Origin of the sequence: Levilactobacillus senmaizukei DSM 21775 = NBRC 103853 (assembly GCF_001592085.1) — a bacterium.
Taxonomy (GTDB): domain Bacteria; phylum Bacillota; class Bacilli; order Lactobacillales; family Lactobacillaceae; genus Levilactobacillus; species Levilactobacillus senmaizukei.
Genome location: NZ_BCWD01000003.1, coordinates 32,836 through 56,415 on the forward strand (window position 1 = coordinate 32,836; position 23,580 = coordinate 56,415).

20 protein-coding genes are annotated in these 23,580 nt (G+C 48.8%); 16 read left to right on the forward strand and 4 right to left on the reverse strand.

Going from position 1 to position 23,580, the window contains the following annotated elements; genetic code table 11:
• Positions 1-150 precede the first annotated feature (150 nt).
• The 14 genes from mnmA to LSE01S_RS01670 all read left to right on the forward strand — a co-directional run bounded on the left by mnmA (position 151) and on the right by LSE01S_RS01670 (position 17,765).
• Positions 151-1,278 (forward strand): tRNA 2-thiouridine(34) synthase MnmA, encoded by a 1,128-nt coding sequence (gene mnmA / locus LSE01S_RS01605; protein WP_061775887.1) that lies wholly within the window; start codon positions 151-153, stop codon positions 1,276-1,278.
• A 98-nt stretch (positions 1,279-1,376) separates the two neighbouring features.
• On the forward strand, positions 1,377-2,060 hold the full coding sequence (locus LSE01S_RS01610; protein WP_061775888.1) for a histidine phosphatase family protein: 684 nt from the start codon (positions 1,377-1,379) through the stop codon (positions 2,058-2,060).
• An 8-nt stretch (positions 2,061-2,068) separates the two neighbouring features.
• Positions 2,069-2,752 (forward strand): tetratricopeptide repeat protein, encoded by a 684-nt coding sequence (locus LSE01S_RS01615; RefSeq protein WP_061775889.1) that lies wholly within the window; start codon positions 2,069-2,071, stop codon positions 2,750-2,752.
• A gap of 12 nt (positions 2,753-2,764) precedes the next feature.
• Positions 2,765-5,278, forward strand: coding sequence for an SF1B family DNA helicase RecD2 (gene recD2, locus LSE01S_RS01620; protein WP_061775890.1), 2,514 nt, complete (start codon positions 2,765-2,767; stop codon positions 5,276-5,278).
• 94 nt (positions 5,279-5,372) lie between these two features.
• Entirely contained in the window at positions 5,373-6,356 is a 984-nt protein-coding gene (locus LSE01S_RS01625) for a ribose-phosphate diphosphokinase (RefSeq protein ID WP_061775891.1), read from the forward strand.
• A gap of 256 nt (positions 6,357-6,612) precedes the next feature.
• On the forward strand, positions 6,613-7,521 hold the full coding sequence (murQ, locus tag LSE01S_RS01630) for an N-acetylmuramic acid 6-phosphate etherase (RefSeq protein WP_061775892.1): 909 nt from the start codon (positions 6,613-6,615) through the stop codon (positions 7,519-7,521).
• Between the two features lie 75 nt (positions 7,522-7,596).
• Entirely contained in the window at positions 7,597-8,592 is a 996-nt protein-coding gene (locus LSE01S_RS01635) for an aldo/keto reductase (RefSeq protein ID WP_061775893.1), read from the forward strand.
• Positions 8,593-8,718: 126 nt separating this feature from the next.
• The gene (rbsR, locus tag LSE01S_RS01640; RefSeq protein WP_061775894.1) at positions 8,719-9,732 is read left to right on the forward strand and encodes a ribose utilization transcriptional repressor RbsR; all 1,014 of its coding nucleotides are present in this window, start codon (positions 8,719-8,721) and stop codon (positions 9,730-9,732) included.
• Positions 9,733-9,857: 125 nt separating this feature from the next.
• Entirely contained in the window at positions 9,858-10,778 is a 921-nt protein-coding gene (rbsK, locus tag LSE01S_RS01645; RefSeq protein ID WP_061775895.1) for a ribokinase, read from the forward strand.
• Positions 10,779-11,088: 310 nt separating this feature from the next.
• Positions 11,089-13,113, forward strand: a complete 2,025-nt coding sequence (gene tkt, locus LSE01S_RS01650) for a transketolase (RefSeq protein ID WP_061775896.1) — start codon at positions 11,089-11,091, stop codon at positions 13,111-13,113.
• Positions 13,114-13,252: 139 nt separating this feature from the next.
• Positions 13,253-14,143, forward strand: coding sequence for a C40 family peptidase (locus tag LSE01S_RS01655; RefSeq protein WP_061775897.1), 891 nt, complete (start codon positions 13,253-13,255; stop codon positions 14,141-14,143).
• A gap of 110 nt (positions 14,144-14,253) precedes the next feature.
• The gene (locus LSE01S_RS01660; RefSeq protein ID WP_061775898.1) at positions 14,254-15,294 is read left to right on the forward strand and encodes a DUF1002 domain-containing protein; all 1,041 of its coding nucleotides are present in this window, start codon (positions 14,254-14,256) and stop codon (positions 15,292-15,294) included.
• A gap of 485 nt (positions 15,295-15,779) precedes the next feature.
• Entirely contained in the window at positions 15,780-17,216 is a 1,437-nt protein-coding gene (locus tag LSE01S_RS01665; protein ID WP_061775899.1) for a LysM peptidoglycan-binding domain-containing protein, read from the forward strand.
• A gap of 342 nt (positions 17,217-17,558) precedes the next feature.
• Entirely contained in the window at positions 17,559-17,765 is a 207-nt protein-coding gene (locus tag LSE01S_RS01670) for a hypothetical protein (RefSeq protein WP_061775985.1), read from the forward strand.
• Between the two features lie 65 nt (positions 17,766-17,830).
• Here the strand turns inward: LSE01S_RS01670 and LSE01S_RS01675 are convergent, their stop codons facing one another.
• From LSE01S_RS01675 to LSE01S_RS01685, 3 genes are all read right to left on the reverse strand, one after another.
• Entirely contained in the window at positions 17,831-18,805 is a 975-nt protein-coding gene (locus LSE01S_RS01675) for a diacylglycerol/lipid kinase family protein (protein ID WP_235808286.1), read from the reverse strand.
• 121 nt (positions 18,806-18,926) lie between these two features.
• Complete coding sequence (gene rnjA, locus LSE01S_RS01680; protein WP_061775901.1) at positions 18,927-20,606, reverse strand: ribonuclease J1; 1,680 nt, start codon at positions 20,604-20,606, stop codon at positions 18,927-18,929.
• Complete coding sequence (locus LSE01S_RS01685) at positions 20,603-20,821, reverse strand: DNA-directed RNA polymerase subunit epsilon (RefSeq protein ID WP_061775902.1); 219 nt, start codon at positions 20,819-20,821, stop codon at positions 20,603-20,605. Before LSE01S_RS01685 ends, rnjA begins: the two co-directional genes overlap by 4 nt.
• Before the next feature lie 200 nt (positions 20,822-21,021).
• Between LSE01S_RS01685 and LSE01S_RS01690 the strand changes: the two genes are divergently transcribed.
• A complete protein-coding gene (locus LSE01S_RS01690) occupies positions 21,022-21,525 on the forward strand; it encodes a hypothetical protein (RefSeq protein ID WP_061775903.1) in 504 nt (167 codons plus the stop codon).
• Between the two features lie 100 nt (positions 21,526-21,625).
• On the opposite strand, the gene def is transcribed toward LSE01S_RS01690, so the two are convergent.
• Positions 21,626-22,186 carry a peptide deformylase gene (gene def / locus LSE01S_RS01695; protein ID WP_061775904.1) on the reverse strand — a complete coding sequence of 187 codons (561 nt, stop codon included), beginning with the start codon at positions 22,184-22,186 and terminating at the stop codon, positions 21,626-21,628.
• Between the two features lie 277 nt (positions 22,187-22,463).
• On the opposite strand from def, the gene pdhA reads away from it, so the two are divergent.
• The gene (gene pdhA / locus LSE01S_RS01700; protein WP_061775905.1) at positions 22,464-23,579 is read left to right on the forward strand and encodes a pyruvate dehydrogenase (acetyl-transferring) E1 component subunit alpha; all 1,116 of its coding nucleotides are present in this window, start codon (positions 22,464-22,466) and stop codon (positions 23,577-23,579) included.
• The last annotated feature ends 1 nt before the right edge of the window (position 23,580 follow it).

The following is a 23,580-nucleotide window of genomic DNA, read 5'->3' on the forward strand; positions in this document are numbered from 1 at the left end:
GGGATTAACTCCTGGGCTTTTTATTTACCATTGGGGAGGGAACACCAGGCTTGCAAAACACCGTTATTATGGGTAAACTTAACCATACTGGATTTATGCGACCTTCAAATCGTAGATTCTCCAGAATCTGATAGAAATGATGGTGATACCATGCAGGACAACAGTAAGATTCGAGTTGTCGTTGGTATGAGTGGTGGTGTCGATTCCTCCGTCGTGGCCTTGCGTTTAAAGCAACAGGGTTATGACGTGGTCGGTGTCTTCATGAAGAACTGGGACGATACAGACGAGAATGGTGTCTGTACCGCTACCGAGGACTACAAGGATGTTGCGAAAGTTGCAGCGAAGATTGGTATTCCTTATTACTCAGTCAACTTCGAAAAGGAATACTGGGACCGGGTGTTTACTTACTTCTTGGATGAATACAAGAAGGGACGGACGCCGAACCCCGACGTTATTTGCAATAAGGAAATTAAGTTCAAGGCCTTCCTCGATTACGCGATCGAATTGGGCGCTGACTACATTGCAACCGGTCACTATGCACAACTGACCCGCGATGAAGATGGTCATGCTCACTTGATGCGGGCTGTTGACCAGAATAAGGACCAAACCTACTTCTTGAGTCAATTATCGACGGCGCAACTAGACCGAGTTATGTTCCCAATTGGGGACTTGGTTAAGCCACAAGTTCGGGAAATTGCCAAGAAGGCCGGTTTGGCCACCGCTGAAAAGAAGGATTCCATGGGGATCTGCTTCATCGGTGAAAAGGGCCACTTCAAGGACTTCTTGAATCACTACTTACCTGCAAAGGCCGGTAAGATGATGACCGTTGATGGCGAGGTGAAGGGCCAACATGCTGGGCTGATGTATTACACCATCGGCCAACGGAAGGGCTTGGGCATCGGTGGCGATGGGATCGACAATGAACCTTGGTTTGTTATCGGTAAGGACTTAGAGAAGAACGTGCTCTATGTCGGCAAGGGCTACCATAACCCACACCTGTACGCGACCCACCTGTCTGCATCGGACATTCATTGGGTGAACACGATCGATCGTGGTTCCGATTTCCATTGCACGGCGAAGTTCCGTTATCGTCAAAAGGATACCGGCGTGACCGTCCACTTGAGTGACGATGGTCAACAAGTGACGGTGGAATTCGACGATCCAGCTCGTGCTATTACTCCAGGCCAAGCCGTGGTCTTCTACAGTGGTGACGAGTGCCTTGGGAGTGCCATTATCGATGCGGCTTACAACCAGGAACGTGAATTACAATTAATTTAAATTAAACGAGTCTGGTAACGACGATTGTCGCTGCCGGGCTTTTTTTGACCGAGAATTCTTTGAAATCCCGGCCAAAACTGGCATAATAGACTGTATGTATGACGCAGAAAGGACGCTGTTTTGAATTGAAATTATACTTTGTGCGTCACGGTAAGACGCAGTGGAATCTAGAGGGGCGTTTCCAGGGAGCCGGTGGTGATTCACCACTGTTGGCCGAGAGCTATCAGCAGATGAGCCAAGTGGGTCAGTTTCTGAAGCCAATCACGTTTCGTCACGTTTACGCTAGCCCCATTAAGCGAGCGCGGGTGACGGCCGAACACATCTTAGCAGAACTGGATCAAGCCATTCCATTAACCCTGATGAGCCGGCTCGAAGAATTTCATCTGGGTAAGCTAGAGGGCATGCGCTTCGTTGACGTGCAAGCCCAGTTTCCCCAAGAGTTGGATGGCTTCCGGAATCATCCGGACCAATACCGCACTGATCGAATTGGTGGTGAAACCTTTAGCGAGGTGATTGCCCGCATGACGCCCGGGATCGAAGCCATTGTGGCCGCAAATCCTGGCGACGATGACAACGTTCTGGTGGTGAGTCATGGTGCTGCGCTAAATGCCGAAGTGAATGCGTTACTCGCAACGCCATTAGCAGCGTTACGTCACCGGGGTGGGCTACGCAATACGAGTGTGACGATCTTAGAGACGGCACCTGGTCAGCCTTATCGGTTGATCGATTGGAATGATACCAGCTTTCTCACGGAGACGGCTGACCCTACGGACACAATATAGGAGATTTTATGACAGAGAAGAAGCAATCTGGCCGCGAACAAGATAAAAAACGGTCCGAACAAATGGTTCATGAATTGGTACAGAAGATTACCTTAGAGCCTGGGAACAGTGAGGCCTATTATGAATTGGCCACGGTGCTGGTTGACCTGAACTCCTATGCGCAGGCAGAGGAGCTGTTGATGAAGGCGCTTGGGCTGTTTCAAGCTCAACCTAAGGTCGTTGAACGGTTGCATTATGGGTTGGGAAACGTCTACTATGCCGCTCAAGACTATGGTAAGGCAATCGCCGAGTTTGACCAGTTGAATCAGGATTTGAAGGCCGCTGGTTACTTGATGGTGGCGCAGAGCTACATGGGTAGCGGCGATCACAAGCGGGCGTTGGCCTTCGCCTTAACGGCGCTTGCCAATCAACCGCAAGATCCGGCCACGCTCCAAGTCGTGGCTAGCAACTTATTAGCCGTGGGCAATATGGCACAGGCAGCGACCTATTATGACCAATTATTACAGTTGCAACCGGGTAACGGGGCAGCCAATTTTGATCGGGGACTGGTCGCCATGGTTCAGGGCGAAGAATATGGTCAATACTTTAAGTTGGCGAAGCACCAGGATCCAAATTATTTTGAAAAGGGGCAGAAGCGTCTCGCAGATATTGAAAAATTTGTGCAGACCCAACGACACCCAGGGAAGAAATAGGAGGAACAGTTCATGGCAACCGAATCACTCGATTTATTTGCAGGCGACCAGGACCACCAAGCTGATTACGTGGTGGGTTCCGTTAGTGCGGTCTTCTTTGCTAGTAATGATAGTTTTTATAAAGTGATGTTAGTCAAGGTTGCCGAGACTAGTCTAGATTGGCACGAGGATGAAATCGTGGTTACCGGGAACTTTGCGGACATCAAGGATGATGTGCAGTATCGCTTCACGGGTAAGCGCGTTGAACATCCTAAGTATGGCGTGCAATTTCAGGCGGACAATTATCAAAATGAAACGCCAACGTCTAAGGAGGGGCTGGTTGCTTACCTCAGCGGGGATGATTTCCCGGGACTTGGAAAAAAGACCGCCACTAAGATCGTGACCGCCTTGGGGACCGAAGCCATTGACAAAATTTTGGCCGATAGTGCGGTCCTCGCCCCCTTACATTTATCGAGTAAGCTGTCGACCATGTTGGTCGGTCAGTTGCAAATCAATAATGGGATGGAACAAATCATCATTGGATTGAATGGTTATGGTTTTGGGAGTAGCTTAGCCGCGGAAATTTACGCGCGTTATGAAGAAAAAACCTTAGATGTCATTCATGAGAATCCTTACCAGTTGGCGGAAGACATTCGTGGGGTGAGCTTCAAGCGAGCTGATCAGATTGCCACGCAGTTGGGGTATGCGGCGGACCGACCGGAACGGCTCCAGGCGGGGCTGCTGCAGACGCTGAATGACTTATCTGCGGCCAATGGCGACACCTATACCACGGCTAAGCCATTGTTGGGGCAAACTTTGGCGTTATTGGAAAATTCCCGTAATGTCGCCCTTGATCCCCAAAAACTGGCGGATCAGCTGCTGACCTTAGCAAAACAACAAAAGGTGGTTGGGGATGACCAGCGGATTTACCTGAAGGGACTTTATGATGCTGAATGGCAGGTTGCTGAACACTTGCAACGGCTCTTGAAAGCTCCGGACGAGTCGCTGAGTTTCTCCGATGAATCTTTAACTAAACATTTACGCGTGGTAGAAAAACAGCTAGAAATCGATTATGATGATTCGCAAATGGCGGCGTTGAAGGCGGCCATTCAGGCCAGGGTGATGCTATTAACCGGGGGTCCTGGGACCGGGAAAACCACGATTATTCGGGGCTTGGTTAATTTGTATGCTCGGGTGCATGACGTCTCCTTGGATATCAACTCTTATAAAGACCAACCGTTCCCCATTTTATTGGCAGCGCCAACGGGACGAGCGGCTAAACGGATGAGTGAAACCACCAATCTGCCAGCCAGCACCATTCATCGTCTATTGGGGTTAACCGGTCGGGAGACTGATCTCGATGCCGCCGCGACCAACGACTTAGAGGGGGGCTTGCTGATTGTCGATGAGGTTTCCATGGTCGACGTTTATCTAATGAAAACCCTGTTGCGAGCCGTGCCAGTAGGGATGCAAGTTATTTTAGTGGGGGATAAGGACCAATTGCCATCGGTAGGCCCTGGCCAGGTCTTTCATGACCTGTTGGCCAGTGACAAGTTACCGAAAATCCAATTGGAAACCATCTATCGTCAGGGCGATGGGTCATCGATTATTCCTTTGGCCCATGCCATCAAGGGCGGAACGTTGCCGATGGATTTCACCAAGAATCAGCCCGACCGGTCGTTCTTCGCCTGTCATGCCGGGCAGGTGGCAACGGTGATCCAACAAGTGGTTCAGAAGGCTCATGCGAAGGGGTTCTCTGCCAGTGATATTCAGGTGTTGGCCCCAATGTATCGCGGGGTGGCTGGGATTGACCACTTGAATGAGATACTGCAGGAAATCCTGAATCCTTATGAGAATGAGCGGCAGAAACAAGTGGAGTTTCGTCATCAGAAATTCCGTATCGGTGATAAGGTCCTGCATTTGGTCAACAGCCCGGAAAACAATGTGTTTAACGGCGATATCGGGGTCATCACCGGGATTGACCTGGCTAGCGATCAGCATAATGAGGTCAAGACCGATCAGCTCACCATTGCCTTCGAGCAAACGGAGGTCACATATGCTCGTCAAGACTGGATTCGGTTGACTTTGGCCTACTGCATGTCGATCCACAAGTCGCAAGGTTCAGAATTTAAATTAGTCATTCTGCCAATGGTAAGCCAATTTCAGCGCATGCTCCAACGCAACCTGTTATACACGGCGGTGACGCGGGCAGCCGATATGTTAATTCTAGTCGGGGAACCCCAAGCCTTTGAAACGTGCGTGACTAATCTATCCGTCAATCGACGGACGACGTTGACGGCCCGGATTCAGAAGGTGCTGGCACCCGATAAACCAGTCTCACCGAAACCTGTAGCAGAGAAGGAGGCTTCGACGAGTGTCGGTAAAGCAGCGTCAAAATTAGTGGATTCAGCAGCGCCAGTTGCGGAATCGGTGCCTAATGAGACACCGGACTATCGGCTGACGACCGACCTCGTTTTGGCGGGGACGATTGACCCGATGATTGGGATGCAAGGAGTGACACCGCAACAATTTAGTCATTCGTCCTAATTTGGCCGCATGAGCGTTGCGTTTCCGGTCAAAGATTGCGATAATAAAGACAGAAAAATATTAACGATTGTGGATAGTCCACTGGGAGGCTGTTATGGAAAACGTCGAAGCTGGCAATATGAAAGTTTTTGCTCTGAATTCTAATCGACCATTGGCAGAGAAAATTGCTAAGGCTGCTGGGGTTGAATTGGGTAAAGCGACGATTAATCACTTTAGCGACGGTGAGATTCAAATTAGTATTGATGAAAGTATTCGGGGTGATGAACTCTTCTTGATTCAATCAGTCTCGGATCCGGTTAACACCAATTTGATGGAGTTATTAATTATGGTGGATGCCGCCCGCCGTGCGAGTGCGGCCAAGATTAACGTGGTCATTCCTTACTATGGGTATTCCCGGGCCGATCGTAAAGCCCGAGCACGTGAGCCCATCACGGCTAAACTCATTGCTTCGTTGATGCAAATGGATGGGGTTGATCGGGTTATTGCGCTTGATCTGCATGCCGCACAGCTACAGGGATTCTTTGATATTCCTGTGGACCATTTACAGAGTGATCAGCTCTTGATTAGCTACTTTGAAAAGAACCCTGATTTAGCGAATGAAGACATTGTCGTGGTGGCGCCAGACCATGCGGGTGTCAGTCGGGCACGGCGGTTGGCCGAATTGTTGCGGGCACCGATTGCCATCGTGGATAATCGGAGCGATACCGAAAATGCCGCTCAGCCTGAAGCAGTCATTGGGGATGTTCGCGGGAAGCATGCCATTCTAGTGGATGACATTATTGATACCGCCATTCGGATTACCGTGTCGGCTGAAGCCTTGAAGAACGCGGGAGCCGCCGACGTTTATGCCTGCGCGACACATGCCGTTCTTTCGGGTGATGCCACGCAGCGGATTAATGATTCCGTCTTGAAGCGCGTGGTCATTACGGACTCCATTCAGTTGCCTGAAGATAAGCGATCCGACAAGTTCGTGATTGAATCGGTGGGTGAACTCTTTGGCAATGCCATCGACCTAATCTATCATGATCAACCGGTTGATAAGCTGTTTGGCCGAGCACCACATCGTCAAGGACAATAAGATATCTGAGAGCCGACCTGAAAGGGCCGGCTCTTTTTGTTTCGATCGGCAAGCTGACTAATCATTTCACCGGTGATTTTCTTGAAAATAAAAACCGACCGGCTAATCTTTCTGAAATTTAGTCGCGAAAATACCAAATGTTGCTGTCGGTTAAGAAAACCCGATTGAAATTATTCATGAAAGATGGTATACCTAGAGTAGACCCAATGAAAGCGAATACATATAATGCATGAAATGGAAGTTGGAGGCCGACATTATGCAATTTGAAGACTTACTAACAGAGCAGCGTAATCACCGATCAATGCACATTGACCGTGAATCCACGCTGGAAATGGTTGCGACCATTAATCGTGAGGACCACCGGGTTGCCCGGGCGGTTCAGAAACAATTACCACAGATTGCGGCGGCTATCGATGCCGCGTTCCCGTTATTTGATGAAGGGGGCCGGCTGATTTATGTTGGGGCCGGGACCTCTGGTCGGTTGGGGGTCATTGATGCGACCGAACTTCAGCCAACCTATGGCTTAACCGCGGACCAAACCTTTGGCCTGATCGCGGGTGGGCAGTCTGCTCTGACCGAGACGGTCCAGTCGGCAGAAGATTCTGTTGAGCTTGCCCATGAGGACATGGCGGCGGTTCACCTGACCGATAAGGATGTTGTGATCGCGAGTGCGGCTTCCGGACAAACGCCGTATACTCTGGCCGCACTTCGGTTCGCGCAAGACGAGGGGGCAATCGGGGTTGGATTCTCTTGCATTGAGGGGAGTCCGTTGGCCGAACTAGCCGATTATCCAATCACGCCGGTTGTGGGACCCGAAATCATTACCGGAGCAACGCTATTGAAGGCGGGGACCGCTGAAAAGATGGTCCTGAACATGTTGTCGACGGGGATTATGATCAAGTCTGGGAAGGTTTACCAGAATCTGATGATTAACGTTGTTCCGACCAACGGGAAGACGTTTGAACGGGCGAAAAAGATTATTGCCGAGGCAACTCAGACCTCGACCTTGGCAGCCGAACGGGCACTGGACCGAGCAGGGAATAATGTGCCCCTGGCCATTGTACTGATTGAGACGAAAGGTACCATTGCGGAGGCTAAGGAACTCTTAGCCGCAACTAATGGCCACGTTTCCCAGGCCGTGAAGCTGAGTGACTCACGGCATTAGCTAGCGGATAACTTGACTGGTCCACACCAATTTCTTATACTTACCTGTAGGCATAAGAGAAAGGGATGTGGCGTCATGTATCTTGCAAATGAACATCGATATGACAAAATGCCGGTACGGCGGGCGGGTAACACCGGCTTCCAGTTACCGGCTATTTCTTTTGGAATGTGGCATAGTTTTGGGGAACAGGCGAACTATGCGGATGCGCGGGACGTCATTTTATCAGCATTTGATGCGGGAATCTTTAGTTTTGATTTAGCTGCTAATTACGGTCCCGGATCCTACGCGGCTGAAAGCTTGTTTGGACAAGTCTTTGCCCGGGAGTTGAAGCCTTACCGTGATGAGCTGGTGATTAGTAGCAAGGCCGGGTATCACATGTGGCCAGGACCATACGGCCAAATGAGTTCGCGGAAAACACTGATGGCTTCTTTGGACCGGTCTTTGCAAGCCATGGGACTGGACTACGTAGATATCTTCTACAGTCACCGGTTTGATCCGGACACGAATCCAGAAGAAACTGCAGTGGCTTTAAATGACTTGGTTCGGCAAGGAAAGACCTTGTACGTCGGGATTTCTAACTATACGGCGGAACAATCCTTGGCCATGATCAAGATCTTTAAGGAGCTTCATACACCGTTTGTCGTGGATCAGGTCTCTTATAACCTGTTGAATCAATCAGCGGCTGCCGATGGGCTATTCGACCGATTACGAGAGAATAACGCTGGCGTAGTGGCTTATGGTCCGTTGGCGGAAGGGTTATTGACCGACAAGTATTTGGATGGTATTCCAGCGGATGTCGATATTCACTGGTCTAACCAGTCCCTACTTGACGGTCAAGATGGCCGCCAACGTATGGTTACCAAGCTACGAGCCTTGAATGAGGTTGCTAAGAGTCGAGGCCAGAAGCTGGCCGACATGGCCTTGGCTTGGTTGTTGCACGATCCCGTGGTCACGAGTGTGATTACCGGGGCCTCTCGTCCGGAACACCTCAAGGAAAATATTCAGGCTGTTCAACAACTGGCATTTGACGATGAACAATTAGCTAAAATTCAACAAATTTTGCAGGCCTAAGCCGGCTCAAGACTCGCCACAACTGTGAAGTTGAGGCGAGCCTTTTTATTTTGTCGGAAATGCGGGTTGCAAATCTCTGTGATGGGGTATAATAGTGAATAGGAATAAATGACTGTGGAGGGTGCTATGACACGCAAAGTAACGATTCGAGATCTCGCTGAGGCGGCAGGCGTTTCGGTGACGACAGTTTCACAGATCTTAAATGGTAAGGGTGAACGCTTCAGCCTAGATACCAGACGGCGGGTTCATCAGTTGCAAGAAGAGATGGGCTACGTGCCAGACTTTAATGCGCGAAACCTTATTATGAAATCAGCACAAACTATTGGGGTTCTCGTTCCCAACTTGGGGAATCCCTTCTTTAGTATGTTTATCCGCGGGGTGCAAGAGACCAGTCGGCAGCGTCACTTTATTCCGTTGATCTTTGGCGCGAACCATGACGAAGAGCTTGAGGGCTACTATCTACAGGAGCTGATCAAGCGGGCCGTCGATGGGCTAATCATCGCCAGTGCTTCGATCACGGGGGAAGCCATCGATAATATTTTGAAGAAGAATGGGATTCCCTACCTCCTAATCGACCAAAACGGTGGGCCTAGCCTGGACCGGATTCACGTGGATGATGAGCAGGGGGGACAGCTCGCAGCGAACCACCTGCTGTATCTTGGGCACCGTCAGCTAGCCGTGGTTATGCCGGACAAGCCGACGCAAAACTTGGTGATTCGTCTGAACGGATTCAAGGAAAGACTGGCCGAGGCCGGGATTACCTTGCCCGATGAAGCGATCATTCATTCACCCATGACTAAGCTGGGGGGGTATCAGGCAACCGATGCCGTCTTGAATCAGCACCCAACGGCGGTCTTTGCCATTAATGATGAAACCGCGTTGGGACTGATTCGTGGTCTTCACGAAAAGGGGTTGAACGTGCCGGCTGATATTTCGGTTTTGGGATATGATGATATTGATTTGGACGAGTATGTTGTGCCTAAGCTGAGTAGTATTCATCAACCGATGGTGACCATGGGACAACAGGCAACGGAAATGTTGATCAATCGGATTCAGGATCAGCACCAGGCGGCACAGAGCCTGGCATTGCCGGTAACGCTCCGGCAACGTGAGAGTACCAGTCCCATTAAAAAAGTTTAGTAGGGACTTGTAAGCCTTTTCGAAAAATGATACGCTAGAGCAATGAAAAACGATTGCCACGGCGTGTCAATATATGGTAAAACGTTTTACGAGATAAAAAACCGGTTAAGGAGTGAAGGTTAATCATGTCAAACAAAGTAACGGTGCTGGGTAGTTTAAACGTGGACACAACATTACGTGTGGCGCGGATGCCACAACCTGGTGAAACGTTGTCAACTGAAAATAAAACCAGTGCTGCAGGGGGTAAAGGGGCGAACCAAGCCGTTGCCGCTGCCCGTGCGGGTGCCGACACCAGTTTCATTGGTAAGGTTGGGAATGATGATGCCGGCCGCTTCATGGTCGAATCGTTAAATAATGACCATATCGATACCAGTGCCATCATTACTGACCCCGTTGTTGGGACTGGATCAGCCTTCATTCTCTTGGATGAAGCCGGCCAGAACAGTATCTTAGTCTATGGGGGATCCAATCAACAGTTATCAGCCGATGAAGTCATTGCCCGTGAGGACGAGATTGCCAAGGCAGATATCCTGATTGCCCAGTTTGAAACGCCACAAGCAGCTACGTTGGCGGCCTTTACGGTTGCTAAGCAGCATAACGTGATCACGATTTTGAATCCAGCGCCAGCTGCTGAAATGGATCCGGCTATCTTGAAGGTCACGGATTTAGTGGTGCCTAATGAAACCGAAAGTGCCGAGTTGACGGGGATTGAAGTGACTGACGAAGCCTCAATGGATGCTAACGCTAAAAAGTTCAAGGAACTTGGCGTTAAGAACCTGATTATCACGGTTGGAAGTAAGGGAGCGTACTACGCTACCGAAAACCAATCTGGCTTTGTGCCAGCCTTTAAGGTTAAGGCGGTGGATACCACGGCTGCCGGGGACACCTTCATTGGTGCGCTTAGCTCACAGTTGAAGGACGACTTCAGTAACATCGTGGAAGCGTTGACCTTTGCGCAACGGGCAAGTTCTTTGACCGTTCAAGGGCTGGGTGCGATGCCTTCGATTCCAACCTTTGATCAAATCAAGGCGGCTAGCGAGAAGTAACTTTCAGAAAACTTCTTCAAAAAGCAATCTTTTCGAATTTTTTTCGGAAAAGATTGCTTTTTTTGTGTCCATTTTGACAACCGGTTGCAATCTAATGAAATCGGTCTGTTACTGGTATGGGAACTCTTCTAACAAACAATTGCCGTCGTTAAAGCGATTCTTTAAGGGGTTGCAAAAAATAATTACAATTGGTATAGTTAGAAAAGTCGATGAGCGATGTCGATTATACCGGTAAATTAGACACAAATAAACCATCAACCATAAACGGTGGCCGACAAAGGTCTGGCCAAAATAAGTGAGGTTAATTGAGATGTTGAATGAAGAAGTAGTACGTGATCAAACGAGTTTCGATGCAGTAGATACCAAGGCGGTTAATGCGGTGCGGATGTTAAGCATGGACATGATTTCGCGGGCCAAATCGGGCCATCCTGGATTACCTTTAGGAGCTTCACCAATGGCTTACGTGTTATTCTCTCGGCATCTGCGGGTTGACCCATCTTTCCCCCAATGGTTTAACCGTGACCGCTTTGTCTTATCGGCTGGCCATGGGTCTTCAATGCTATACAGCTTGCTGAATCTTAGTGGGTTTGCTGTGAGCCGTGACGATCTGATGAATTTTCGTCAGTTAGGTAGCAAGACCCCTGGACATCCAGAGTACGGGGTGACGCCAGGCGTTGATGCAACGACTGGTCCGCTGGGCCAAGGTGTTGGGATGGCCGTTGGGATGGCAATGGCAGAAATGCATTTGGCCGCCCAATATAATCGTCCTAACTTCAACGTGGTTGACCATTACACCTATGCGATTTGTGGTGACGGGGACCTCATGGAAGGGGTTGCCGCAGAATCGGCGAGTTTAGCTGGTCAATTGAAACTCAATAAATTAATCGTACTTTATGATTCAAACGATGTTTCATTAGACGGTCCGTTAACAAATGCTTGTCATGATGATGTGGCCAAGCGGTTCGAAAGCTATGGCTGGAATTATTTACGGGTCGCCGATGGTAATGATTTAAGTGCAATTGATGACGCCATCTGTGCTGCTAAGGATAACCAAAATGGCCCTACCTTAATTGAAGTGAAGACGGTCATTGGTGCTGGTAGTCCGAATGCCGGGACGAACAAGGTCCACGGGGCCCCATTGAATGAAGCAGATTTAGCGGCAACCCGAGAATACTATGATTGGGACAACGATCCGTTCACGGTTCCAGAAGAGGTTACCGATCGTTTCATGAACACGATTAAGGCCCGTGGTTGGGCTGGTCATCAAGAATGGTCTAACTTAATTGCTCACTACTCCAATGAGGAACCAGAATTATCTGCTCAGTTTGCTCAAGGGATTAGTCAAACCTTACCAGCCAGTTTGGATGCTGATCTACCAACTTACTACAAGAAGGATGCCCTGGCTTCTCGAGCCAGTGGTCATGAAATTTTACAACGGATGAGCGAAGACTGCCCGAACTTGTGGGGCGGGTCAGCCGATCTATTTAGTTCCAACAAGACAGCCATTGCCGATGATGACCGGTTCAGTGCCGATAACCCAACGGGTCGTAATCTTTGGTTTGGTGTTCGTGAATTTGCTGAAGCGGCGGCCATGAACGGGATCGCTTTACATGGTGGGACCCGGGTCTATGGCTCAACGTTCTTCGTCTTCTCTGACTACATGAAGCCAGCCATTAGATTAGCTGCGCTGCAACAATTGCCGGTCATCTACGTCTTCACCCATGACTCCTTAGCTGTCGGAGAAGATGGCCCAACTCATGAACCCGTGGAACAAATGGCGGCGTTACGGGCTATCCCAGGGTTGACCGTTTATCGTCCAGCCGATGGGAATGAAACGGCAGCAGTTTGGCAAGAGGCCCTACAAGCAACCGATCACCCAACCGCCATCGTTCTGACACGTCAGGGCCTGCCAACGTTACCCAAACCAGCAGCCCAAGTGCACACCGGGGTTCATCGTGGAGGTTACGTCGTTGCGGATGCTCAGGATGAAGCAGAAGGTATTCTGATGGCCTCGGGTTCTGAGGTTCAACTGGCATTGGATGCTCAAGCACGACTGCTCGAATTAGGCCATGACGTTCGCGTTGTTTCGGTGCCAAGCTTCGAAAAGTTTAATGCCCAATCGGCCGAATACCGCGACACGGTCTTACCAACCAAGTTACGGCGACGGGTAGCCATTGAAATGGCGAGCGGTCTTGGCTGGTGCCAATACGTGGGTCTTGATGGTGCGATGATTACTCAAGAACAATTTGGTGCTAGTGGCAATGGTGGGAAGGTCGTTGCCATGGCTGGATTTACCCCAGAAAATGTTGTCCAATCCTACCTTCAATTAAAATAATGATGAACGAAACAGGGGTTGGGGCCAGCGGGCCCGAATCCCTATTTTTCTTTTCAAAATGGCAAACTTGCCTCAGAATCTAGTAAGTTTGTTCATTTATTGGTATATTGAAGGTAAACGTAAATTGGAGGCGGTTTTAGTGGATATTCGGCGAGTTAAGGTAGCAACAGCTCTAGTTTGGGCCCAACCGAAGACGGTAACTAAGAATGACCAAACCTATCTCAAGACCGGCGACTTGGATCAATGGTTAGTGGATCTGAGCGCCGCGGATCGAGGCCGGCTGGCCGATGAGGACCTAGTGGTCACAGAGGCGTTGTTTAACGACCAAGTCGTCCTTGATCGCATAGAAGGGCAATGGGCCCACGTGTTCGTTCGGCGGCAGGCTAACCGTATGGAACGCCGCGGCTATCCCGGGTGGTTACCACTTAGTCAATTAACGGCAACCGATGAGGAATTGGACTACCCGACAACAACCGTGCGATTAGTCCAGGTTTCAACGCCATTGTTGGACCAGGACCGACAGCCTGTGATGAATTTACCTTTGGGATCCTTACTGACAACCACTGGCCAAACGCCAGAATGGTTACAGGTGGTCACACCCTTGGGTAAGGGGTGGGTCACAGCCTCTGCGGCTAAGTTAAACGCGACTGGGGCGGACCGTGGGGACCTCTTGTTAACGATCGGTGAGAAGTTTATCGATACCCCTTATCTTTGGGGCGGGATCACCCCACAAGGGTTCGACTGTTCCGGGCTAGCCTATGCCTTACATCGTGCGGTTGGCGTGTGGATTCCACGGGATGCACAGGACCAATACGCGAATGGCTACCCAGTTGCGCCTGAGCAATTGTCAGCGGGAGATCTGGTCTTCTTTGCCAAAAAGCATGGCACGGGCACAGTCCATCACGTTGGCATGTACGCGGGTGATGGGCAAATGTTGCACGCCCCTAAACCGGGCGAGAACGTCCAATTAACGCCAATGGCCACGCCAAAGTACGCGGCCGAATACGTTGGTGCGCGACGGTTCTGGTAACCCAATAATTGAAGAATTCTCTAAGGTCGCCGATGGATTGCAGTGGTCGGACCCGGAGATGCTATACTCATTGTGGGGGAAAGAACTAGTGTGAAAGAAGAGGAAAATTCATGAAAATTAAACAGATTGTCTTAGGTCTCGCGGCAGCAATGATGGTTGTCGGTGTAGGGAGTACGCTCACACGGGCTGCTGCTGATACTAACGATGCGACCAATAGTGGTGCAACGACTGATAGTGGTTCTACTTCAGGCGAGAGCACGGTACAGACGAAGGCCTTATCCAAGGCCTATGTTGTTTACGGCGCGGGCTTAGCCAGTGAAGATAAAGACAAAGTCGCCTCAGCACTGGGTGTTAAGTCCAACTACACGACCCTAACGGCCACTGGTAGTGACTACGCCAAATATCTGAATTCAGCGGGGACCTCCGATGCTAGCATGATTAGTTCAGTGGCGTTGGCACCAGCAGATCCTGGTACCGGAGTTAAGGTTAACATCGCCAATTACGATGGCAATAATAATATTACGGAAGTGACCTCCCAACAATATGCGATGGTTGCCACCATGGCTGGTGTTAAGGATGTTATTATTACGGTAACGGCCGACAAGTCCGTTTCCGGGGAATCGGCACTGACCGGGGTTTATAAGGCGCTGGCCACGGATGGTTTAACGCTAAATTCCGACAACACGCAGGCTGCCAATAGTGTCCTGGACGCGACGCAACCCGCTATCGATGCCAACAATACCGATAAGAAGTATCCCGGGAAATTGATGTCTGCCGTTGGGTCCGTTTCCTCCGACCTAGCCAAGCAACGTCAGAATGGGGATGACCTGGCTACCAAGGCCGATATCGAGGCGATGCTGCAAAAGGCTTTGGCTAAGCAAGGTATCGACGGTAAGACCAATTCCACGCAGATTACCAATATTGCGGTTGCCTTGAGTAAGGTGCAACAGGCCCCTGTATCGACCTCGAAGACCTACATTAGTAATGTGACAAATGTTGCCAATAACTTAGCTAACAGTGTCGGGAACAAGATGGCAGGGCTGAAAGACTTTGCCAACAGTGCCGATGCCAAACAAGCCGAGAACTTTATCGTTCGAATCTGGGACAGCATTGTGAGCTTCTTCCAAGGTCTATTTAACGGTACGAACTAGTTAAGACAATGAAATAACAAAGGTAGGCCGAAAAGGCCTACTTTTTTTGTGATCTTTTTTAAATTTCACAAGCTTGCCGATAAATTAGTCAGTTGTAGGATACAGAAAGCGAACTCAATAATCACTTGTAAGATACATATATCAGTCAAATCAACGTTTTAAAAATATAGCGGTATCACACAATTCTTGTGAAATGGATAGAGGCAGAACAAATGTTTCTAAAACTAAAAGTCCCTTAATCACAGTGATGGCGGGGACTTTCGGTAAGGGCTTTCATTTTGTCACCGAACCGGCAGAACAAATGTTCAGAGCCTGAAATCCGTTAATAATTACTTAATATTTCACAAGGAACTGGGAAAACGTGTGGTAGTATTAATTTGTAATTCGTATTTACTATAAACCAACGGAGCGATGGCTGGTGGCCATCAATGTTTCCGAACGTTTTAGCTAAAAAATTTCTGTCATAAAAGGACGTGTTGGTGAAGATGAGTAAAGCACAACGAACAACCAAAGCAGTCGTTGGCGTCGTCGGTGCCATTGGAGCTTTTGCTGCCGGGGCAACAATTACGGCAAACGCTGATAGTATCCAAGTCAAACAAGGCGACACAGTTTGGGACCTTTCACAAAAATTAGGGGTTTCCGTTCAGGATTTAGAACAACAGAATTCAATTGATGCCAAGACCGACCTGATCTTTGTTGGTCAAAAGCTACAGGTTAAGTCGTCAAAAGCTACACAGAGTTACACCGTTAAGTCTGGTGACACACTCTGGGACCTGGCGCAAACTTATCATTTAACGGTTGCACAACTACAAAAGGCTAACGACTTAAGCGGGGATATGCTGAGTGTTGGCCAAAAGCTGACGATTCCACAAGCTGGATCAATAGCAGCCAAAAAGACCACGACGACAAGTTCATCGACCGCGACGACTAGTGCCAACAACCAGACGACCAACAAGGCCAATGCGGTCCAAGCACAAATTGTTGCTGCTCAACAAGCCGCTGCTAGCAAGCAAAAGGCTAATCAAACCAAGGCTTCTTCGAGCACCACAACTAGCAGTAGCAGTCAATCCAGCGCTGCTAGTTCAAGTAGCTCGGTTGCTGGCACGCAGAACCATCAGAATGCTAACGTGACGAGTTCACGGGCCGCATTGACTCGTTCGTCGACATCATCTGCTGCTAGCTCAGCACCAGCAAGTTCGGCACCAGCTACCGTCGCGCCTACCAGTTCGGCATCCGTTAATTCGGCGCCAGCAAATTCGACGACCAGTTCAAGTACCGTAAGTCGTTCAACCTCAACTTCGTCGACGTCATCCGCGACGACGAAAACAACGAGAGCAGCGGCCACGCCGGCCACATCTTCGGCGGCAACTTCGACTAGTACGAGCCAATCCGCAACGCCAAAGACCGGGACTCAAAACGCGACGGCCACGACCAATAGCAGTGCTCGTCAATCAACCACACCGGCTGTTAAACCAGCCCGTAAGGTTGCTAAGACGGCGTCCACGGCCAATGTCACCACTAACTCAACTTCGACTAGCAAGGCTAGCACGAGTGGTTTAACCAGTGGATCCGTGACAAGCTTAGCGTTGAAGTTAGCTTCGGCTAAGATTCCATACGTTTGGGGCGGTTCCTCGCTCAGTGGGATGGACTGTTCCGGGTTGGTTGCATATGTTTACCAACACGCCAATGGGGTTAGCCTGCCACATAGTACCGTTGCACAAGAAGCTCGTGTAACCACGCATTCTGTCGGTTCAGCTAAGCCAGGGGATATTCTCTTCTGGGGAAGTAAAGGATCAAGTTACCACGATGCGATCTACTTAGGTAATAATCAGTATGTTGCTGCACCAGCACCTGGCCAAAATGTCAGCGTCGCTTCAATTAGCAAGTACTTTATGCCGTCATTTGCCGGAACACTTAAGTAGGGGAATGAGTCAGCTACCAAATGTTTTGGTGGGCCATAATTGAATGAAATTAAAGGCCAGCAGCCACTTTTTAGCGGTGCTGGCTTTTTTGTGATTTCATCGAGTTAATCGCGCCCTAAACCATTAAAGCAATATTAGAAATTCACAATATTTTGAAATGGAAGCGTTTTAATTAAAACTGGCTATTGAAAATTTCTAGACGGGGTGATAACGTAGTCTCATTAGTTGCGGTTGCCTTAAGAAGCTTAAATTTGAGCAAAGTAGAGCTGATTCGAGTCGCGCTGGTAAAACGTCTTAGCCGACTCGAAAACCGCAGCATAATAGCCAAAGGAGTTGTTAATGTTGAGTAATCGAACTGAGATTTTAGAAGAATACCGTCAAGCCAATGCACAACTTGCTACCCTGAAACAGGAAGAATCTGCGAACGTCCAGTCAAGTTCTGCTACGGTCACGATTGAGCCCCGTTTCGGCAATGAAATGAACGCTTTGTCCAGTAAGTGCGCTCAGCTGGACATGATTCTTGAAGCGATGGAAGCTTCGGAAGATTAAGCTAAATAAACCTAAAAAATAAGGCCTTACCACAATCGTGGTAAGGCCTTTTAACTTATAACGATTTAAATGGTGACGTCGAACCAAAAGGGATAACTCGTGAGACCCGTATAAACGTCGAAGAAGCGGCCGCCCATCTCTTCACCGTCTAACTGACCATACTCGATGGCAGGAACCGTTAGATGGAGTTTCTGGGCCTGATAATAGTGGACAGACTTCGAGGAAAGGTGCTTCTTGAAAACGAGTCGCATGGCCAACCATAAGAGTTTGAAGAAGTTTGGTTTCTCAATCACGATCAGGTGGAGTTGGTGGTCCTTTAAGCTGGCCTCCGGGGCGATGCCAACACCGCCACCGAAATAGGGGTGATTGGTGGTGGTTACCAGAAAGGCGTTGGGGTAAATATCCCGCTGGTTTCCGACGTGGACGGTCAGGGTGAACCCGCTTTGGTTATAGTAGACACTCAGTGCGGAGGCTAAGTACGAAAGGGAACCCAAATGGTGCTGGTTTAGCCAGACCTTGGAACGGGACTGGTTGGCTTGGGCGATGATCGCCGCATCGAAGCCAATGCCGAGATTATTCGTGAACAGGCCCCGTTCCTTTTTTATGGTCTCGTTATAGGTGCCGACATCATAGTTAGTGGCATGGGTACACTGCAGAATCTGGTCTAGGGCTTTTTCCCAATTAAGGGAGAGGCCGGCCCCCCGCGCAAAGTCATTACCAGAGCCAATTGGTAAGTAAGTTACGGGGATTGGATATTCACGATGCTGACTGGTAAGCCCGTTGATAACTTCATGAAGCGTCCCGTCGCCGCCTAGGGCCAGTGCAACCCAATCTTGGTGTGGCTTGTCAGGGATTCGCTTGGCGAATTGCTCACTGAGGAGGATGGCATGTTGGGCGTACTCCGAAACGACGACCTCATACTGAATCTGGGCCGCCACGAGTCGTTGCCGGATCTGTGGCCATAGCGTTCCCGCATGGCCACTCCCAGCGTGTTTATTTAGGATGATATAGAACCGGACACTCAACAGACTGCACCTCACAAAATTTAATCCTTTTTATTATAATCGAAATCGTTCAGCGTGCCTAGTAATTCCGTGAGAACTTAGGATTGTCATAAGAAAAGGGACGTGCGTAATCGCACATCCCTAATGAGCTTATAACTTACTTGGTCATGATAAACATTGGTAGAATCATTGGGTGACGCTCAGTCTTCTCGAATAAGAAGTTTTGCAGGTCATCGATGACGGCATTACGAATCGAGGCTTCGGTGGCCTTGGGATTACGCATTGCCCGGCGAATGGTCTGGAAGACCCGCCGCCGTCCTTCGTTCAAAAGCTCACCGGATTCACGCATGTAGACGAATCCACGAGACAAGAGGTCGGGACCAGCTTTGATTTCCTGATTTTTCAGGTCGATGGTGGCAACGACCACAACCAGACCTTCTTCAGAGAGCAATTGACGGTCACGGAGGACCACATTACCGATATCACCAATCCCGGAGCCGTCGATGTAAACATCGCCAGCGGTAAAGTGACCGGCAACCCGAGCGGAGTCCTTGGTTAAGGCCAGGACATCCCCATTTTGCAGGATGAAACTGTGGTCTAATGGCACGCCACATTGTTCAGCAAGTTCGGTATGAATCTTCAGCATCCGGTATTCACCGTGAATTGGCATAAAGAACTTTGGTTGCATGAGACGCAACATGAGTTTCTGTTCTTCTTGGCCACCGTGACCAGATGTATGAATATTGTTGACCTTACCATGAATAACATTGGCACCGGCTTCTTCTAGTTCATTAATCACCCGGTTAACAGAAATCGTGTTCCCAGGGATTGGGTTACTAGAGAAGACAACCGTATCATCCGGTTGAATCGAAATTTGTCGGTGGGTTCCATTAGCAATCCGTGAGAGGGCAGCCATAGGTTCACCTTGTGACCCGGTACAAAGAATCATAACTTTGTTAGCGGGTAGGGAACGAATGGTGTTGGCGTCAACCAACGCGTCATCGGGAATGTTAAGGTAGCCCAATTCTCGACCATTAACAATTGCAGCTTCCATCGAGCGACCAAAGACGGCAATCTTACGACCATGGGCTAACGCCGTTTCACAGGCCGTTTCGATCCGTGAGATATTGGAAGCAAAGGTGGCAAAGATTACCCGGCCTTCAACTTGGTCAAAGATCTTGCGGATGGATTTACCAACCCATTTTTCAGACTTCGTCCAGATTGGCCGTTCGGCGTTCGTACTGTCTGACATCAAACACAGGACGCCGTCGGCACCCAGCTTTGCCATCTTTTGTAGATCAGGCGGCTGGTTCGTAACGGGCGTTAAGTCGAACTTATAGTCCCCCGTCTCAACAATGGTTCCGACCGGAGTGTGCACGGCAATTCCCAAGGTATCAGGGATCGAGTGGGTGGTCCGGAAGAAGGAAACACTCATCTTACGAAACTTAAGCACAGTATCATCGTCAATTGTGTGTAACTCAGTTGATTTAAGTAATCCGTGTTCTTCAAGCTTGTTTTTAATCAGTGCTAAGGCAAGTGGACCTGCATAGACAGGAACATTTAGTGCCTTTAACAGGTAGGGGATACCCCCAATGTGGTCTTCATGGCCGTGGGTGATCACTAGCGCTTTGATCTTGGCCTGGTTTTCAACGAGGTATTGATAATCGGGGATGACATAATCGATCCCTAATAATTCGTCTTCTGGAAATTTAATCCCGGCATCAATTAGGATGATTTCATCCTGGAATTGAATACCATAGGTGTTCTTCCCAATTTCACCCAGTCCACCCACGCCAAAAATGGCTGTTTCATTATTTTTGACGTTTAGCTTGTTCATTCACCGAACTCCGTTACTTTATAATTCGGATTCTGTTGTTCGTAAGCTAAATAATTTCCTTCGATGGCTTCAATGAATTCGATATTGTGTTCCGTGTGTGCTTCTACTTGGGCACGGGCTTCAACCTCGGTGTCCGCCTCAACGTAGAGTGAATGCGTATCCTCGCGCTTAGGATTACGCTTCTGATCGTTTTGATAATAGACTTTATAAATCAAGTGGCAAAACTCCTTTTAAATTACTAATTTAATTCGGCCTGTTTGACAGGTGACGAATCATTTATGTCCCTCCGAACTGCGGGTTGCTCACACAACAATTAGCACAATTTTAGCATAGTTTCTGATGATTGTATAGAATTACCCCTAGACGTTAAAACATGCTATGATTATGCTAGAGTGAAGTGAACGGAGGGATCAAGATGGCCCCATCATTAATTATTGAAATAATTATTGGGATATTAATTGCCATAGTTGTTTATGAACTGATTCACCGTTCTATCGTTCAACGGGCAACCCGGATGGTTCGGCGTTCTGCCCAAGATGATACGGATGTAGCCGTGAAAGCGGCGATTCGTCGGTTGGTTAACGATGATGTCTTAACGGAAGCAGAAAGCCAAATTAGCTCGATTGCAACCGTTGCCGATGTCTGGGGACGCGGCGTGATGGCCTTTGAGTACACATTGCCCGTGGGAATGGATGCCAAGCATCGCTTGCGAGCGTTGGAGCTGGCGTTCAATGATGCCTTGGCCAGCTTCGGTACCGATCATGATCTGAAGGGGATCAACGATGGACCGGCGTTTGTCGTGAGTGACATCTGGGTCTATGAGGGCCGGCTACACGTTGATGTGGCGTACTTAACCAACGAGTCAACCGTTGAGTATCTCAAGGACCTAAAAAAGTTAAACGATCCAGCGGTTCGATAGTTTCTTCTATAGTAAAGTACAAACTCGTTCTTTATTCTAATAAGTTTGAAATTAATAAAGGAAGCTACGACTCGTTAAGAGTGGTAGCTTCCTTTTTGGTTTACTCGATCATAATCATATCGTCATTGGTTTCAAACGGATGGTCCTTATTGATGTGGTCGTAGAACAGCATGCCGTGGAGATGGTCAATCTCGTGTTGGCAAACAATCGCTGGGTAATTTTTCAAACGAATTTGATGTTTTTCACCATTTACGTCGTAATAGCGGAGGGTGATCCGGTCGTGACGGGGAACGAAGCCGGGCACATCTTTATCGACTGAGAGACAGCCTTCACCTTCCGTCAGGGCCCCCGACTGAACGGACTCAGAGATGATTACGGGATTAATAATCACGTCAGTGAAAGGAGATTTGCCACCGTCTTCTGGGGCAGGGACCAAAACAGAGGCCATTTTCTTAGAAACCCCAACTTGTGGAGCGGCTAAGCCAACGCCTGCTCGTAAACCATACTTCTTACATTGTTCGGGATCCTGTGAAACGACCAGGTACTCCATTAAGTCTTTTGCTAATTGCTGGTCTTCCGCTGACAAGGGAAAGGCGACATCAGCCGCTTCCTGTCGTAAAACGGGGTCGCCGTCGCGGACAATATCTTTCATGAGAAACAAGCGCATTACCTCCACATTTTAATCATAATTATCATTAATTGTAACATACCCCTTGTGAAAAATGAAATGAAAAGAAAACGGTTGCGGCTTTCAAGAAATTAGGAAAACAAACAATCACAAGTGGCCCAAGCGATTTGGTCTAATCCCTTTATTTATCACTATGAAAGGGCTTGCAAGCGTTGTGAAAAAATGGTACTTTATAAGCGTAGTCAGGAAACGCAACGTTAACTCACTTTTAGTTAACAATTTCATATTTAGTGAAAGGAAAGTGTTACTTATGGCTAATGGAAGCAAACAGATTGTAGACTTTGCCAAGATCAAAGCTACGATGGCCGATCCATACAAACACCCGGTTCAAGTGATTGATCGGGAAGGCAAGGTCGTCGATCCAGACACGTTGGCAAAATATTCAGATGACCAACTTGTCGACTTCATGAAGAAAATGGTTTGGGAGCGTACGCTACACGAACAAACAATGAACTTCTCCCGTCAGGGTCGTCTCGGTTTTTATGCTCCAACGGCCGGTGAGGAAGCTAGTGAAATGGGAAGTGTTACGGCATTTAAGAAGCAAGACTTCCTATTACCAGCCTACCGTGATTTACCACAAATGATTCAACACGGGACTACCGTTGCCAAAGGTTTCTTATGGTCAAAAGGACATGTTGAAGGTAATCAACATGAAAATCCTAACATGATGTTCCCACAAATTATCATTGGTGCCCAATACGTTGAAACCGCAGGGGTTGCGTTAGGGATTAAGAAGAATGGCGACGAAGATCGCGTTGCCTTTGTCTACACCGGTGATGGTGGGACTTCTCAAGGGGACTGGTATGAAGGGGTTAACTTCACCAGTGCCTATCAAGCACCAGCTGTCTTCTTCGTGCAAAACAACGGCTGGGCAATTTCAGTGCCACGTTACAAGCAAACCGCTGCTGAAACCTTGGCACAAAAGGCGGTTGCGATGGGTGTTCCTTCCGTCCAAGTTGACGGGATGGATATTGTGGCCGTTCATGAAGTTTCAAAAGCAGCTCGTGAATTTGCTGCAGCCGGTAATGGTCCAGTTGTGATTGAAACGTTGACTTACCGTTACGGTGCGCACTCCTCAGCTGGTGACGATCCTTCTCGTTATCGGACCGATGAAGAAACCAAGCCTTGGTTCGATGCTGACCCATTGATTCGGATGCGGAAAGTATTAACTGACAAGGGCGTTTGGTCACAAGACCAAGAAGACAAGTTAGTCGAAGAATACAAAGACGAATTCAAGAGTGCAATGAAGGAAGCTGAAGCAGCTCCGGCACAAAAGGTTTCTGACTTCTTGAAGTGGACTTACAACGTTCCTACTCCAGCTGTTAAGAAGCAAATTGCCGAATTTGAAGCAAAGGAGTCGAAGTAAT

Excerpts from the sequence above, each read along its gene's own strand:
- mnmA (WP_061775887.1), top strand. The coding sequence starts at position 151 with ATGCAGGACAACAGTAAGATTCGAGTTGTCGTTGGTATGAGTGGTGGT.
- LSE01S_RS01610 (WP_061775888.1), top strand. The coding sequence starts at position 1,377 with ATGACGCAGAAAGGACGCTGTTTTGAATTGAAATTATACTTTGTGCGT.
- LSE01S_RS01615 (WP_061775889.1), top strand. The coding sequence starts at position 2,069 with ATGACAGAGAAGAAGCAATCTGGCCGCGAACAAGATAAAAAACGGTCC.
- recD2 (WP_061775890.1), top strand. The coding sequence starts at position 2,765 with ATGGCAACCGAATCACTCGATTTATTTGCAGGCGACCAGGACCACCAA.
- LSE01S_RS01625 (WP_061775891.1), top strand. The coding sequence starts at position 5,373 with ATGGAAAACGTCGAAGCTGGCAATATGAAAGTTTTTGCTCTGAATTCT.
- murQ (WP_061775892.1), top strand. The coding sequence starts at position 6,613 with ATGCAATTTGAAGACTTACTAACAGAGCAGCGTAATCACCGATCAATG.
- LSE01S_RS01635 (WP_061775893.1), top strand. The coding sequence starts at position 7,597 with ATGTATCTTGCAAATGAACATCGATATGACAAAATGCCGGTACGGCGG.
- rbsR (WP_061775894.1), top strand. The coding sequence starts at position 8,719 with ATGACACGCAAAGTAACGATTCGAGATCTCGCTGAGGCGGCAGGCGTT.
- rbsK (WP_061775895.1), top strand. The coding sequence starts at position 9,858 with ATGTCAAACAAAGTAACGGTGCTGGGTAGTTTAAACGTGGACACAACA.
- tkt (WP_061775896.1), top strand. The coding sequence starts at position 11,089 with ATGTTGAATGAAGAAGTAGTACGTGATCAAACGAGTTTCGATGCAGTA.
- LSE01S_RS01660 (WP_061775898.1), top strand. The coding sequence starts at position 14,254 with ATGAAAATTAAACAGATTGTCTTAGGTCTCGCGGCAGCAATGATGGTT.
- LSE01S_RS01665 (WP_061775899.1), top strand. The coding sequence starts at position 15,780 with ATGAGTAAAGCACAACGAACAACCAAAGCAGTCGTTGGCGTCGTCGGT.
- rnjA (WP_061775901.1), bottom strand. The coding sequence starts at position 20,606 with ATGAACAAGCTAAACGTCAAAAATAATGAAACAGCCATTTTTGGCGTG.
- LSE01S_RS01690 (WP_061775903.1), top strand. The coding sequence starts at position 21,022 with ATGGCCCCATCATTAATTATTGAAATAATTATTGGGATATTAATTGCC.
- pdhA (WP_061775905.1), top strand. The coding sequence starts at position 22,464 with ATGGCTAATGGAAGCAAACAGATTGTAGACTTTGCCAAGATCAAAGCT.